We start from the raw sequence: 15,558 nt of genomic DNA, 5'->3' as shown, positions 1-15,558 counted from the left end.
GGCGGTGTTACCGGGAGGAAAGTCTACGATCGTTTCAGTTGTGGAATCGATCGTCGCTCTGGTGTAGTGGCTTCGCAGGTAGGGGCATCACGTCCGGCCGCCGCATCGCCACCAACCCCGCCAGGAGAGTCCGTGATCGACGAGGGTGACCCTCACCTGAAGAGCCTCGGCCTCCTGGAAAAGCTGATCGAGGAAGCCGATCTGGACCGGGCGGCGGTCCTCGACCCGGTCCCGCTGTCGATGAGCACGGGCTTGGCCGTGGGCGTCGTGCGGGCGGGGCTGACGCGGCGCCCGATGACCCAGACGAACTTTCAGCAGCAGGTGGCACAACGGCTGGCGTTCCTCCGCGAGACCCGACTGCGCGCGGACGGCGGTCAGTACACGCAGGCCGAGATCGCCGACGGCTCGGACGTGACTCCCCAGTGGGTCGGTGAGCTCCTCAAGGGCCGCAAGGTACCCAGCCTCGAACTCGCTTCCCGGATCGAGGACCTCTTCAAGGTCCCCCGCGGCTTCTTGACCGCGACGCCGTCCCAGGCGCTCAACCGCGCCTTGGAGGAGAAGCTCGCGAACGAGCAGGCGCGGCAGCTCACCGGCCTGCGAGAGCTGAAGGAGCGTTTCCAACTGCGCTCGGTCGCGTTCAGGGGTGCCCCCGAGACGCTTGCCGCGATGCAGGACCTCCTGAACCTCATCGTGAACGAGCAGCCGAGATCGACGTGATCACGTGTCGTCGGAGATAGGGACACAGGGGACTACAGGTCAGGAGTCAAGGGGTGGGGATCGTGTGGAAGCGGCGGCGAGGCCAGCAGCTGGAAGAGGAGATGGTCCGGCTGTGCGACGAGCTGTACGCCGGCCTGGGCGAGCCCGCGCCCGGCGACATCGATGAACTGATCGCCCGTATCGCCGGGTACCTCACCGACTACCGCGGCGACCCCGCACGCCCGGTCCGCATCGTGCGCCGGGACTTCCCGCAGGGCCTCGGCCCCGTTTCGGGACTCTGGCTCGACCGCGAGAGCGAAGACATCATCGTCGTCGCCAAGAGCACCAGCCCCTTCCACGCCCTGGTCATCCTGGGCCACGAGATCTGGCACATGGTCCGAGGCCACTGCGGCACCCATGTGCTGGGTGCCCAGGTGGCCACGCGCCTGCTCGGCGACGACGTCCTGAGCCCCGGGGACTTCGACGAAGCGCTGCGCCTGGTCGCCGCGCGGACCCATGCCTTCGCCGGCGACGAAGCCGAGGCGGAGCAGTACGGCCGCATGCTCGGCCGGCGTTTTCGCCACCTGGTCGAATTCGACCCCGCGCAGCGGGTCCTCGAGGGACCTGCTGCCAGGATCCAGGCCTCCCTCGGCGACGGCTGATGAACGGCTCGGACTACTACATACCGGCGGCCGCCCTCGGCCTCGCCTTCCTCTCCAAACTCCCCGGACTCGTCCGGCGGTGGCGCGATCCCATGGTCAGGTCCGTCGCCGGGCTGCTCCTCATGGCCGGCGCCGGGTTCGCCCTCGCCGCGCCCCCCACCATCACCGTGGTCAACCGGGCGGTGGGCGTGCCGAACGTCTCCGCTCCGCTGGTCTACGCGATCAACAACGTTTTCAACACGTTCTGCATCGTGCTGCTCGCGTACTGGCGTGAGGGTCTCGGCGAGGACGTCCAGCGTCGCGTGAGACGGTGGTTCGCCGCCTGCGGCGCCGTCATCCTCCTGATCGCGGCGTGCTTCGCCCTGGGTGAGGCCCCGGTGGAGCGGCTGCGGGACCTGGACACCCACTACGCGTCCACTCCGTGGATCCGAGAGATGATCGTCATCTACCTCTCCTGGCACATCGTGGTCGGCGTCGTCGTCCCGGCGATGTGCTGGAGGTGGTCCCGGGTGGTGGACGGATGGCTGCGGGCAGGCCTGCTGACGCTCGTGGCCGGCTTCACCTTCAGCACCGCTTTCGGCCTGGCCAAGGCCGCTGCCGTCATCACCCGCTGGGCGGGTGGCGACCTGGACTTCCTCAGTACGGAGGTCGCCCCGCCGCTGGCCGGCATGGGAGCCGTGCTGACCACCACCGGCTTCCTGCTGCCGCAGGGCCGGCGCATGGCCGCGGCCTGGGAGGCCTGGCAGACCTATCGGTGGATGGGGCCGCTGTGGCGCAGGCTCCGTACCCTCATGGGCCTGCCGGCGACCACCACCTGGTGGGAACCCTTCGGATCCCGGCTCCTCGACCGCGAGACGGACATCCACGACGATCTGCTGGCCCTGTCCCCGTACTGCGACCTCCAGACCATGACCGCATGTCACGACCGGGCGCTCGACGACGGCGTCAGCCCCGATGACGCATGGGACGTGGCCGCGGCCACGATGATCGCGCTCGCCATCGCGGCCAAGGAATCCGCGACCGGGAGCGGCGAGGAATCCCAGGAAACAGGCACGGCGGCCCTCGGCGCCGTGCTCGGCACCGGAACGCGGGGGATCGCACGGATCGCCCGCCAGTACGGCGCCCTTCGCCACGACACCGTGGCTGCCTAGTGAGAAAGACACCCTTTATGAATGGCCCTCGGCTCCACCTGGCCCGGCACTTCGCACAGCCCGCGCCCCGCCGACGCACCCCGCTGTGGTCCGCCGCTCAGAACGCGCTGTTCAACGACCACGGTCAGCAGGTGGCTTCGTGAGCAATCCCAACGGTGTCGCGTTCTACATTCCGGGCGCGCTTCTTCTGCTGGCCGGCTGCCTGAAGCTGCCCGCTCTGTGGCGCAACCCCAAGGACGAGCTGCTGAGGTCCGTCTGTGTGCTGCTCTTCGTCGCCGCCGGCGTGTTCGCCGTCGCCGCGGTGCCGTCCATCGCGGCCATCAACCGGGTCACCGGCATACCGAACGCGGCCGCCCCGGTCGTGTACACGATCCTGACCGCCTTCTCGGGCTCCAACCTGGTGCTCATCATCCGCTGGAGCAGCGGTCCCGACGAGGCGGAGCAGGCAGCGCGGTGGTCCCGTCGCTGCAATTGGGCCACGATCACGGTCATCGCCGCGATCATCGGGTTCTTCGCCCTGGGCAACGCCCCGGTGGAGCGGCTGATCGACCTCGACACCTACTACGCGAACACGCCGTACATCCGCGAAATGATCGTGCTGTACCTGGTCGCGCACACGACGGCCGCGGTCACGATGACCATTCTGTGCACCCGCTGGGCGAGGGTGGTCCACGGTCCCCTGCGCGCCGGTCTGGTCCTGATCGTCATCGGCTACATCCTCAACCTGGTCTACGACGCCCTGAAGTTCACGGCGGTCGGTGCCCGTTGGAGCGGCCACGACCTGGACCGCCTCAGCTGGCCCATAGCACCGCCGATCGCGGCGGTCTCCGCCCTGCTGATCGGCATCGGGTTCGTGCTGCCCCTGCTGTCCCAGCGCCTCATGAACCTGGTGAGCCCGTGGCGCCGGTACTACCAGCTGCAGCCCGCGTGGAAGGAGCTGCGGGTCGCCACCCAGCACAGCATCAACCTGGCGCGCGGCCTGCGGACCCCGATCGAAGTACGGGTGTGCCAGCTGGAATCCGACATCTATGACGGGATCCTCACCGTCCACCCGTACCTGGACCGCGAAGTGCACGCCCTCTCCCTCGTCGAAGCCCGCAAGACGGCCCGGACCGACGAAGACGCGGCCGTCATCGCGGACGCCGCCGCCCTGGCCCACGCCGTCGTCGTGTGGACCCGGAGGACCAACGACCAAGGCGCTGTGGCCGAGGAGCAGTCCGGTGACGGGCCCCTGCTCTCCTCCGCCGTCAACGCCGCCGGCCTCGTACTGCTGTCCCAGGCCCTGTCGAAGTCCCCCATCGTCCGAGCCACACGCGAAGCCGCCGTCCTAGAGAGCAGCACACGATGACCCAGCCCACCGGCAAGACCCGCGTCGTCATCCTCGGGGGCAGCCTGGCCGGCACCCTCGCGGCCGCCGCACTGGCACCGCACGTCGCCGAGGTCCTCGTCCTCGAACGCGACAGAGTGCTCCCCGAAACCGCGGCACCCCGGCCCAGACTTCCCCAGGCGGCCCACGCCCACATGCTGTGGTCGGGCGGCGCCGACGCCATCGAGGACCTGCTCCCCGGCACGACCGACCGATGGCTGAAGGCCGGCGCGCACCGCATCCCGATCCCCAACGGGATGGTGTCCTTCTCGGCCGCGGGCTGGTTCCGGCGGTGGACCGAGACGCACTACCTCATCGGAGCCAGCCGCGACCTCATCGACTGGGGCGTGCGCACCGCGGCCCTGGCGATCCCGAACGTCCGCCTGCGCACGGGCGTGACGGTCACCTCGCTGGTGGGCAGCGCGTCGAGGGTGGGCGGCGTCCGGGTCCGGGACGAGGACGGTGAGGAGAGCGTGATCGACGCCGACCTCGTCGTCGACGCCACCGGCCGCGGCTCCAAGCTCCTGGAGTGGCTCCGACAGATCGGCGGCCCGGTGGTCGAGGAGACCGTCGTGGACGCCGGCGTACGGTACGCGAGCCGCCGCTACCGCGCCCCGGAAGGCGCCGAAACGAACTGGCCTGTGATCCACATCCAGGCGGACCCGCGAGAGGGAAGGCCCGGCCAGCTCGTCTCCATCATCTCCATCGAGGACGGCCAGTGGCACGTCAGCCTCTCCGGCACCCGCGGCGGTGAGCCCAGTGCCGACGAGGCCCTCTTCGAGGAGTTCGCCCGCGGAGTCCGCCACCCGCTGGCAGCCGAGTTCATGGCCCGCGCGGAGCCGATCAGCGACGTCGTCGTCTACGGGCGCACCGCCAACCGGCAGCGCCGGTTCGAGAAGGCCGCGATGCCCGCCGGCATCGTCGTGCTCGGCGACGCCGCCACCAGCCTCAACCCGGTCTACGGCCACGGCATGTCCGCCGCCGCGCTGGGCGCCGTCGCCCTGCGCGAGACGGCAGCGAAGACACCCGTGAACGCAGCGAAGTTCGCCGCCCAGGCCCAGAAGGCCGTCGCGCGGCCGGCCGCCGCCGCCTGGCTCCTCGCGGTGGGTCAGGACCGGTTCTATCCGGGCACCATCGGCAAGGCACCCGGTCTGGCCGACAAGGTCGCGGCCCGCTACGTCCACCGCCTCAGCCACACCGCCATCGGAAGCTTCCTCGTCGTCAAGGCACTCACGGACGTGATGACGATGCAGAAGCCCGCCTCGGCCCTCGGCAACCCGGACGTCCTCATCGCCGCGGCCCGCGGCCTGCGCCGGCCCCTGCTCGAAGGACCCGAGCTCACCGCGAGGGAACGCGGCATCCTGGAGCGCGAGCCCCTGCGCCGCACGGAGGAGAGCAAAACAGCCTGAGGGCGGTCCCCGGCCCAGCCACGTTCCCGGGCCGGGGCCGGGGGCGCGAACCCGCCCGCACCAAGAACATCGCGGCCTGCCGCCATACTGCCCTTCGACGCGAAAGACGTCTGGCCCTTCCGGGACTCGGAAGGGCCAGACGTCGGTCATTCATGGCTTCACAAAGAGCCCGAGCGCACCTATTTCAGAGATGTGAATTCATGCTTCTCCGCGCTCGTCTCTCGCCACAACACGGTAGCACCGTCGATCGTTCCGACCCAGAGCGATCCGAAGCATCCAGTTCCGAACTTCAGCTGAATCCTCGTCACCCCCTGCCCCGTATCAAGTGACGACCAGCTACCGGCCCCCGGATCCGGAACCCCTTCACGGCAGTCACGCTTACCGAAGTCGACACCCTTGGATTCGAATGAACCGTCCTCCTTCAGAGCGACCTCGGTTCCGTTCTCGCCCCACGAGCGGACCAATGAGTCCCGATCGGCCAAGACCCCCTCCGGATACCCCGTCCCGGCGTCCTCAAGGGCCGCACATGAAGACACGACAGGGACGGAGAGAGACAGAAATAGCGCGAGCACTCGAATCGACTTGAGAATTCTCACGATTTCGGTGTTCCGTAGTTGTAATTTCGCGGAATGACCACTCTGAAGACAACGGTCATACCCTGCCCCTTCCCGTATCCCAATACACCAGGCTTGTCGACATTCTTCTGCAGGAATAGGTCCGACGGAGTGCCATAGCCCGTTTTGGCGTGAGCGAAGGACGAGACCGTCATTCCATTGCTGATGGTGATACGCGCCTGCACTCCATTTTTGCCTTCGCGGAGTACCTCATAGTCGGCGGTGTACGAACCCAGGACAGCTGTGGCCAGCTTGGCGCTGTCGTGTGTGGCGATAGCGGTGAGATCCTCCCGAAGCTGGCTCGACTGGCCATCCTCATCCTTGCCGCCGATGGAGTTCGAGGTCAACTCGCCAGACCTCTGCCCGCCTTCGTAGAAGAGCTTTCCGATTTGATTTCGGTGCGCCGCGGTGAGATCGCTCTTCATCACATCTCGCGCAACCGGACTGTTTTCTCCATAGGTCATTTCGGGCTCCAACATCCCGAGTGCCCAGAGGACTCCCACAGCGGTGATCGGACCTTGGTTCTCCCCTCCAAGGACGGCGTCCTCAGGGTTGCAAGACAGGACCGGATCGAACTGGCATGCCCGTTCCTTCGTGTACTCGGGGGCAGCGATGGTGGGAGGGAGATAAGGGGGCGGTGCGATGATGCTGACGAATGAGCCGCGCTTGTTTCCGGATCCAGTGCCCTTCGATCCGCCGCCGCCTGTAGATCCAGAAGGCGGTGAGGGTGTCGGGGAGGGAGTGGGAGTGGGATTGGTCTCGCTTCTCGGCATACATCCGCCGCGCGCGTCGTCTCTCGGAATGCAGAGACCCGTCGGGTCGCTGAAGGTGACCGGGCTGTTGTTCGCGTAGGTGTAGCCGTTGAGGGACTGGTGCTGGTCGAGGCTCAACACGGGGTCGACGCTGAGGAACTGGCCGAGGGCCGCGTCGTATTCGCGGGCGCCGATGTGGGTCAGGCTCGTGCTGGTGTCCTCCGGCTTGTCGAGGAACCGCTTGTCCTCGGGCCAGTTGGCCGCCGCCGGTCCGCGTGCGGATCCGAAAGGAGTGGTGTAGCGCTTGGACACCGTCTGGGTGTCGTCGGCGGAGATGGTCAGGGACGAGGTGCCGTGGGCGTCGCCCGCGACGTAGGACAGCTTGGCGGTGCCGGATTCGTTGGTCAGCACCGCGATCTTGACGGCCGAGAGGGTGTAGGAACGGGTCGCCCACTTCTTGGCGCCCTTGAGGTGCACCTCGTTGGAGCCCGCGTAGAGGACGGTCTCTCCGGCCGGGTCGCGGCGGATGAGGAGTTCGCCCTCCGCGTCGTACACGTAGTCGGTGGCGGTGGCGCCTTCCGTGGTCTTGGTGAGCTTGCCTTCCGCGCCCCAAGCGAGGCTCTGGGAGGTGGCGCTGCCGGGGGTTTCGGCGCGCTTGGTGGTGTTGCCGGTGGCGTCGTAGGTGTACTGGGGGGTGACGCCGGTGCAGGTGGCGCCGGTGGTGGTGGCCGCCAGGGCGTGCGGGCGGGCCGGGTCGTAGCAGTAGGTACGGGTCTGCGGGGTGCCGGTGTTGGTCTTCTCTACGGCCCGCTGTCCGGACGCGGTGTAGGTGTAGCTGTTCCAGTAGGGGGCCGCGCCGTCGAGGTTGGCGGCGGTGCGCCCGGCCGGGGCACAGTCGGCGGTCTTCGGGGTCCAGGCCTCGGTCATCCGGCGCTGGCCGTCGTAGGAGAAGCACTGGTTGTCGGCCTTGGTGAAGCCGCTGAGCGGGGCCGAGTCGAAGATCGAGAGGACGTTGCCGGCCTGGTCGTAGTTGTAGGTGAGTTCCTGGAGCATGCCGTTGTGGGTCTGGTCGTTGACCGTGGACTTCAGCAGACGGCGGGTGCCCTCCTCGTAGGTGTTGCCGATGAACGTCTTGCGGACACCGGCGGCCGCGGAACGGGCCAGCGTGAGCTGGTCGATCTCGCCCAGCGGGGAGTACGCCACGTCCTGCACGTAATCGGTGGTGCCGGAGAGCCCCTTCGGAAGGCCGAAGTTGTTGTAGCCCACCTGGAGGGTCTCGGCGGGCAGGCCGCCGGCCGCAGGCGCTGCCACCGTGTTCGGGGTGCCGTCGAGCCGGTAGGTCACCGTATGGTCGGTGGTCGCCGCGATGGCTCCCGAGGTGACGAGCGGGTCGTCGGACGGCAAGGTCAGCCGGGTCGTCGCGGGACGGCCCAGGACGTCGTACGCGGTGATCGACTTGGTGTAGGCCTTGCCCGTCAGGCCGCCCTCGTAGCGGGTGGAGGCCGTGGGAGCGCCCTTGCGGACGCTGTCGTAGGTCCATGCCGCGAGCTGGTTGGCGTCGGACTTCGGCGACTTCCACAGACCGGTCTTGCGGCCCACTTCGTCGTAGCCGTATTCCAGGACCGTGTTGCGCGCGTCCTTCGACGTCGCGATCTGGTCGAGCACGGTGTAGGTGGTGGTACCGGTGCCCTTGTCGGGGTCTGTAGTACTAGCGGTCCTACCGAAGAGGTCGTAGCCGTACGTCCACTCGGCGTTGTCCGGGCCGGTGGTCGTGGCCTGCTTGCCGTCGACCGTGTACGTCTGCTTCACACTGGTGTAGGGGGTGTTGGGCGCGGTGCCGCCGTAGGCGGGGTCGTTCGGCGTGATCCCGGAGTAGGTGCGGGTCTCGACCGTCCGGCCCAGCGCGTCGGTGATCGTACGGGTCGCGTTGCCGCCCTGGACGGCCGTGACGGCCGTGGAGTCACCGGTGTAGCCGGTGGTGGTGGTCTGCTTCTGCACCCCGTAGACGAGGAGCGAGGAGCTGATGGCGCGGCCGAGGCCGTCGAAGACGGTCTGGGACTGCGCGGGAGTGCTGCCGTACTCGGCTCGGGCGTAAGTACCCTCCGGCGCCTTGTCCTTGTCCCAGATATCCGCGTACGACTCGTAGGCCAGGCCACGGGAGTCATAGCGGGTATCGGTCAGGATCCGGCCGCCGTTCGGCGACGGGGTCTGCGTCTGCAGCGGGCGGAGCAGGGCGTCGGCGATCGTGTAGACCGTCTTGTAGGTCGTCCCGTCGGCCGTCAGCGTGGCGACCGAGGTCCACGGCTGCTTGCCGCGTTCCACCAGGTAGCCGTACTTGACGTTCGGCGACTGCGACTGGCCGCGGTTGGGCAGCCAGGTGGCGGTCACGCGGCCGAGGCCGTCATAGGTGTTGAAGGTCGAGGCCATGTTGGCGTCGATGGAGCGCACGATCGAGCCGCGCAGGTCCACGTAGCTGTACGTCTTGTGCTGCTGCCCGTTCGAGGCGAGCTTCGGCTCCGTGACCACCGTGACTTCCAGCGGGCCCGCGGCTGCGGGTGTGTAGCTGGTCGTGGTCGTGTTCCCGGCCCCGTCGGTGACGCTCAGCGGACGCCCGAGCTTGGCGGCGGCCGTGTCGTACGTGGTCTTGGTGACGGTCTGCCAGCCGGCGGCGCCGGCCGGATTCCGGTCGGCGGTACCGCTGGCCACCGGGTAGGCCTGCGCCCGCCCGGTCCAGGTCGCCAGGCCCAGGGTCGGGGTCTGGGTCGCGCTCCAACCGGTGGCGGCGTTGTCGTCGTACACGGTGGCCAGGTCGGACAGGACATCGCCGCGGGTCTCCGAGGAGGCCGGCAGGGACAGCTTGTCGTCGGTGACCGAGCATGCCGCGCCCACGGTACGGGTGCGCGAGGGCAGGCCGGTCAGGCCCTTGGCGTCGTTGCGCGCGTACCAGGTACGGGTGCAGGTCTCGTCACCGGTCTTGGCCGTGTCACCGGACGCCGAGACCGATGCCGGCAGGCCGTAGGCGTCGTAGGCGGTATCGGTGCGGGTGGTCCGCCACGTGTTGGAACCGGTCAGGAAGGTGTGCCCGTACGCGGTCTGCGGGCGGACGAAGTAGGCCTTGATATTGGCGTACGACTTCTGCTGGCTCGCGGTCTCCTTGCTCCACGGATCCGTGACGGACACCGAGACCGGGGTGTTCCCGTCATAGGTGACCTGCTGGCGCTGGAAGCCGGAGTACTGGTCGTCGTCGTTGATGTCGGGGATCGTCAGGCCGGGCACCGGGACGGCCGCGACCATGGTGGTGCGGGTGGCGGTCGTGCCCTTGCGCTTGTCACCGCGCATGCCCTGCATGAAGACCTTCACGGTCTTCGAGCGGGTCTTGCCGGTGGCGCCGCTGTAGGCGGTGACCTTGCCGTAGCCGCGCCAGTCCGACCAGGTCCGCTCCTTCTCCAGGGTCAGCGGGTCGTCGTTGTGGTGCCAGCCCGGGTTCGCGTACTCGTAGGCGTTCTCGACGAGGTCGTTCTGGCCGGCAGGGTCGGCGACGGTGACAGCCGTGACGTTGTACTTGTGGAACCAGTCGAGCTGGGGGTCACCACCGTTGATCGGCCAGTACACCGGGTAGCAGGACAGCGAGTTGTCGTCCTCCGCCACGGGCATCTTCGTACCGCGCACGCACTCCGGGTTGGACAGGGTGACCGTCGTGATCGCGCCCGTCTCGGAAGTGATCGTGTTGATGCGCGGGCGGTTGAGCGGGACGATGTTGTCCCCGTCGACATCCACCCGGTTCGGACGCATGTGGTAGGTGAAGTCCACCGGCGGAACATCGGCCGTGGACCCGTTCTTACCGGTGCGCTTGATCGACTTCAGCACCAGGCTCTGGTCGCTGGTGTCACCGAGGTCGCCCGGGTCCAGGTACTCCTGGGCGAGGTCGTAGGTGTCCACGGGCGCGTAGTTGTCGGGCTCCGACGCCGTGGACCAGGCGTACGTGTTGATCGCCGACATCCGCTTGCGGGTGAAGAAGGCGGGCGAGGGCGCCCGGCAGTCGGTTTCGCTCGACGAGCAGATCGAGTCGAAGGGGACGTCGGGCCAGTTGTCCGAGGTGTCCTTCGTCAGGTTGGTGCAGTTCGCCGCGAAGCAGCGCTCCTTGTAGTCGAAGGCGACCTTGTGGGAGGGCGTTGCGGTGAAGAGCGTGTCGGCGCGCTGGCCGTAGCGGATCTCGGAGAGGCTGCCGCCGCTCGTGTAGGACAGGAGCTTGGTCTTGTCGCCGGTCTTCGCGTAGTTGTTCGTCTCCGCCGCGTACCAGTAGCTCGCGGTGTTGCCGTGGACGTCCTGCACCATGTCCACGTTCCAACGCCAGGCCTGGGTCTCATGGCGGCCGGCGAAGGTGGAACCCTTCGTGTAGCCGGGCTCGCCGGCATCGTCGCCGAAGACCGGGACGCTCCAAGTGGAGTTGGTGCGCTCGGAGCCGGCGCCGGGCAGCTTGTTCAGGCCGAAGGTGTACGTCGTACCGTCACCGGTGACCACCTTCCAGAACTCGCCGTCGTTGTCGCCGTTCTCAGCTCCGGTCCCCCAGGTCACCTGGGAGGCGTCGTCGTCCTTCAGCCGCCACGTGCCCGTCGTGTCGTCCTTGACGAGCTCGCTGGACTTGCCGTTCAGGACCAGCGAGGCGTTCTCGTACTTCCAGCACAGGTCGTACTTGTCGTCCTGCCCGTCATCGTCGCAGGAGCCGTACTTGCGCTCGACGTACGAGGACGTGAGGTCGAAGCCCTCGCCGACCTGGGAGCCCTGGTTGTTGGAGTTCGCGGTCCGCCCGTCGACGCTGCTCGAACTGTACGAGAGCGACATCGAAGGCGTGGGACCGGCCACGGCAGCCGGGACCGTCAACGGATAGGCCCAGGCGAACGCCCCGGACGCGGCCCCCGACTCCCAACTGGAGGAGGCGGAGAGCGGGGTCGCCGCGAAGTCTCCGCCGCCCTTCGGAGAGGCGGTCTCCGTCGCCATGACCGCGAAGACCGCCGGAGCCTGGGCGGGGGCCTTGGTCTTGGCCGAGGTCGGTGTTCCGGCGGGGAGCGAGGCGACGTCGGCCGTCACGGTGCGGTTCTTGATGCTGTTGGCCGAGGGCAGCGGAGTGGCCTTGCGGCATTCCGCCTTCTCGGGCGTCGTCAGCGCACAGGCGGGCAGACTGACCATCCCGAGACGGGTGGACCAGCCGCCACCGACCGCAGAGGCGAAGGAGCCGTAGTCCACGGTCAGCTGCGCCGGGCCGTCGGCGGTGTTCGTCGCGGTGAACAGCACACCGGTGATCCCGGCCCGCTCAGCCGCCTTCTGGTCGAGGACCTTGACGGTCGACTTGCCGGCGTCCGGAGCCGCCGCGGCGGGTGCCGCCGGACCCGTGGGGGCGGCCGGATTGAGCAGCGGGCTCTTGGCCCGCGCGGTGGGCCGTACGTCGACCAGGGGGCGGGAGCCCGACCGTGAGCCGGAGCCCTCCAAGGTGGCCGGCTTGGGCCAGTCGGCCTTGGCCTCCTTGCGGGCCCGGTCCGCCTGGACCTTGTTCTCGGCCTGGTTCTTGGCCACCAACTCCCGGGCGGCCTTGGCCCCTTGGGCGTTGACGGCCTTGACCTTGGCGTCCTTGTATTTGGCGATCTTCAGGGCGCCGGGGAGGTCGGCGGCCTCCGCCATCGGTGTGAGGACCCCTGGCACCGCGAGGGCGAGGGCCAGTGCGGCTGCCAACGGCAGCCGGTGGCGGATTCCTCCGCCTGGTGGTCGGATGGACACGAATGCTCCATGTAGGTAGATGTTTTGGGTACACGTGGGCCGTGGCCGCCCCGTTCGCGGGGCGGCCACGGCAAGCTATTGATGGGTCCCGGAGGGTCAGCCGCCCGAGCCGAAGACGGTGTCGGAGACCTGCTGGGCGTCCTTCATCGCGCCGGACCACAGGCGCATGCCCTTGATCTCGCCGGGCAGGAAATTGCCCCAGGCGCTGTCGGTGAAGCCCTTGCCGACAGCGAGCTCGCCACTGCCGACGGCGGCCGTGAAGGCCTTGGGCTGGGCCTGGCCGACCGCGCCCACGTAGAGGGTGATGGTCCCGTCCTGCGCGTTGTGGACACCCGTCACCTGAACGCCCGCGTTCAACGCGGCCAGGCTGTCACTGGCCACCGAGGGGCCGGTGCCGTCGGCCGTGAGCCGTCCGAAGTGCCAAGTGCCCTCGACGAAGCTGTTCATCTTGGTGGGATCGAGCTCGTCCGGCTCGGTCCTGACACCGGTCTTCTCGAACCACAGGCTCCAGGAAGAACCCGTGGCCGTGCGCTGACCGATGACCTGCGCCTTGTAGCCGTTCGGCTTGTCCAGCAGACGGGCGTTGTCGACCTTCGCCTCCGCCGTCACCGTGAACGAACCGGTGTCGTCCACGAGCGGACCGGCCGCGGTGGCCGCCTGGGTGGAACCGTCCAGGACCAGGGCCCCGTTGCTGACAGCGGTACCCGCGGTCGGGGTCAGCGGGCGGCCGTTGCCGGAGGTGTCGGCGAACGTCGTGCCCGCCTGGGAGAGGTCCCAGGCGGCGGCCAGGTCCACCTGCGGCTTACCCGTCGCCGGGTCGAAGAGCTGGGCGTCCTTCTTGATCTCCAGCTCGCTGCGCTCGGACTGCCAGGCCGTGACCTCGTCGATCCGGCCCGGGAGGAAGTCCGTCAGGGCGCCGCGGTGCTTGATGGCGCCGAAGGTCATCGGACCCGTCGAGGCGATGGGGTTGGTGACGGTCATCTGGCCCTGGAGCTGCCCGTTGACGTACAGCTTCGCGATGTCGGTGGTCTCGTTGTAGGTGGCGGCGACGTGGGTCCACACTCCGGCCTGGGCCGGGGCCGTCCCGGTGAAGCGGCCCATGGTCGTGTGGCCGTCCACCGTGTCCTGGGTGGCCATCTGCATCATCCACGGCTTGCCGGCCCAGGCGGTGATGGCGATGCCGCTCATGTTCTGGCCGGCCTGGCCGACCACCGAGTAGCTCATGTCGGTGCGGTCGAGGCGGACCCAGCCGGCGACGGTGAACGAGGCGCGGGTGTCGATGACCGGCTTCTGGGTCACCGCGTACTGGCCGCTGCCGTTCAGCTGGAGCGTGCGGTCCTCGTGCGGGGTCGGCGTCGTCACCCAGCCCCGACGGCCGCTCTCGGTGCGCAGGCTGCCCGTGGACAGGTCGGCGTTTTCCTTCAGGGCAGGGTCGGTGGTGGAGGTGTCGAAGGCCTGGCCGTCGTACTCGTCGAAGTTCCAGTGCCCGACGGCGCCGGGGCCCTCCTTGACCACGAAGTCGACGACCTGCGTGGCGCCCCAGCGGCCCAGGGAGTCCTTCGCCTTGACGCTCAGCTTCATGGTCCCGGAGATCGGCGGGGTGATGGAGACGGTCGGCTTGGCACCCGCGATCTCGGTCCACGTGGAACTCGTGGCCAGCTTGTACTGGTAGGCCGTGTTGGTGTCACTCGCTCCCGGACCGAAGGTGAACTGACCGGGAGTACCGGGCTTGCCGGCCGCCGCGCAGGCGGTGCTGGTGCACTGGCTGTACGGAGCACCGAAGGTGATCACCGGGGCCTTGGGGGCGCTGGAGTCGACCTTGAAGTAGCAGTCCGCGCTGGGCACGCTGCCGCGTACGTGTCCGTCCGCGAACGACATGGTCCAGGTCCGGAAGCGGTACATGGCTCCGTCCTGCAGCGTGGCGGGCGGATCACTCGTGATCTTGACGTTGTCACCGACATAGCCCGAGCTCGGCCGTTCGATGTGGTCGGGGTCGGTCGCGTTGGCCTTGACCGAAGCCCACACCAGCGCGCCGGAGGGCATGGTCGCCTTCTCGGTCTGCATGGCGATCCGCAGCTGGGCTCCGGCCTCACCGCCCCACACCGTCTCGGTGATCGCGGTCATGGCCGGCGTCGGGTCGGAAACGATGGACGGGTTGCCCAGGTCGTTGGAGCAGATCTCGCCGGAGCCCGTGACCAGGCCGACGTAGATGGGGATGTTGGGCTTGCCGATGTAGTCGACCGACAGGACCGCGTCGTTGCGGAAACGCTTCCACGAAGCGGTGTCCGACTCGTCCTCCGCCCGCAGCTCCAGGTTCAGCCGGTTGTACTTGCCGTCTGCGAAGTCGCGGACGGTCGGGGTGAGGTTCTCGTCCGGCTCGTCCGGGAGATTGTCGGCGAACTCCACCGGCGCGGCAGGCGAGTTCGGGTCACAGGCCGAACCACGGCCCGCAGACAGCCAGCGGTCGCCCATCAGGTCCGCGTAGTTGGGCTTGTTGCCCCAGCTCGTCGACGAGGAGATCTCGCCGTCCATCCGGACCAGCCACACGTTACGGACCGAACACTGGAACGCCCACGGCTCGGTGATCCTGAAACGGGAGTTCAACACCTCCTTGCCCCGCAGTTTGTCCGGCGAGAACTCGAAGTACAGACGCTGGACGTATCCCGGACCGCAGTAATAGCCGTTCCAGGAACCGCACTTGCCCATGCCCTTGCCCATGTCGTCACTGCCGTTGTCCCAGTTCCAGAACGAGACACCGTCATTGCGCAGGGCCGTGTGCTCCGTACCGTCGTCCAGAGCGACCGACGGGTCGATGTAGAGGGGGAACGCCGCCGGGTCGGTCTGCTCGAGCAGGGCCGCGTCCGGTACGACGGCCAGCGAATCCTTGTCGACGTGCACCGGCATGTTCTTGGCCTGTGAACCGGGGACCGGTCCGTCAGCGGGCCGGGCGGGCGGCTCCCCGCCGGCCGGGGCCGTCGGCAGCGCGCCGCCCTCGGCCTTGGCGGCGGCGACCTTCTCCTTCGCGGACAGCGCGAGCGGCGCGGGCACGCCCTTGGAGTCCCACATCAACGCCGGCGGCGCCTTGAAGACCGGCACACCATTGGCATCGGTCGCCGACAGGCCGCCGTCCTTGGCC

At 68.4% G+C, this 15,558-nt stretch carries 7 protein-coding genes; 5 read left to right on the top strand and 2 right to left on the bottom strand.

The genetic code is table 11. The annotated features are described in order from the left end of the window. The first annotated feature begins 132 nt into the window (after positions 1 to 132). The 5 genes from J7F03_RS20970 to J7F03_RS20950 all read left to right on the top strand — a co-directional run bounded on the left by J7F03_RS20970 (position 133) and on the right by J7F03_RS20950 (position 5,284). Entirely contained in the window at positions 133 to 717 is a 585-nt protein-coding gene (locus J7F03_RS20970) for a helix-turn-helix transcriptional regulator (RefSeq protein ID WP_214951640.1), read from the top strand. A 53-nt stretch (positions 718 to 770) separates the two neighbouring features. Continuing rightward, positions 771 to 1,358 carry a toxin-antitoxin system, toxin component gene (locus tag J7F03_RS20965; RefSeq protein WP_214951638.1) on the top strand — a complete coding sequence of 196 codons (588 nt, stop codon included), beginning with the start codon at positions 771 to 773 and terminating at the stop codon, positions 1,356 to 1,358. Beyond that, the gene (locus J7F03_RS20960; RefSeq protein WP_214951636.1) at positions 1,358 to 2,509 is read left to right on the top strand and encodes an MAB_1171c family putative transporter; all 1,152 of its coding nucleotides are present in this window, start codon (positions 1,358 to 1,360) and stop codon (positions 2,507 to 2,509) included. The genes J7F03_RS20965 and J7F03_RS20960 overlap by 1 nt, the downstream gene beginning before the upstream one ends. Positions 2,510 to 2,648: 139 nt before the next feature. Next, positions 2,649 to 3,857 carry a DUF6545 domain-containing protein gene (locus J7F03_RS20955; RefSeq protein ID WP_214951634.1) on the top strand — a complete coding sequence of 403 codons (1,209 nt, stop codon included), beginning with the start codon at positions 2,649 to 2,651 and terminating at the stop codon, positions 3,855 to 3,857. Continuing rightward, the gene (locus tag J7F03_RS20950; RefSeq protein WP_214951633.1) at positions 3,854 to 5,284 is read left to right on the top strand and encodes a pyridine nucleotide-disulfide oxidoreductase; all 1,431 of its coding nucleotides are present in this window, start codon (positions 3,854 to 3,856) and stop codon (positions 5,282 to 5,284) included. Before J7F03_RS20955 ends, J7F03_RS20950 begins: the two co-directional genes overlap by 4 nt. 592 nt (positions 5,285 to 5,876) lie before the next feature. On the opposite strand, the gene J7F03_RS20945 is transcribed toward J7F03_RS20950, so the two are convergent. Both J7F03_RS20945 and J7F03_RS20940 read right to left on the bottom strand, forming a co-directional pair. Beyond that, the gene (locus J7F03_RS20945) at positions 5,877 to 12,422 is read right to left on the bottom strand and encodes an RHS repeat-associated core domain-containing protein (RefSeq protein WP_308379823.1); all 6,546 of its coding nucleotides are present in this window, start codon (positions 12,420 to 12,422) and stop codon (positions 5,877 to 5,879) included. Between the two features lie 96 nt (positions 12,423 to 12,518). Beyond that, positions 12,519 to 15,558: LamG domain-containing protein (locus J7F03_RS20940; protein WP_214951631.1), on the bottom strand; the 3,040-nt coding region annotated here is incomplete at its 5' end.

Source organism: Streptomyces sp. ISL-43 (assembly GCF_018614195.1).
Taxonomy (GTDB): Bacteria; Actinomycetota; Actinomycetes; order Streptomycetales; family Streptomycetaceae; genus Streptomyces.
This window is presented reverse-complemented; position numbering and strand designations above follow the sequence as displayed.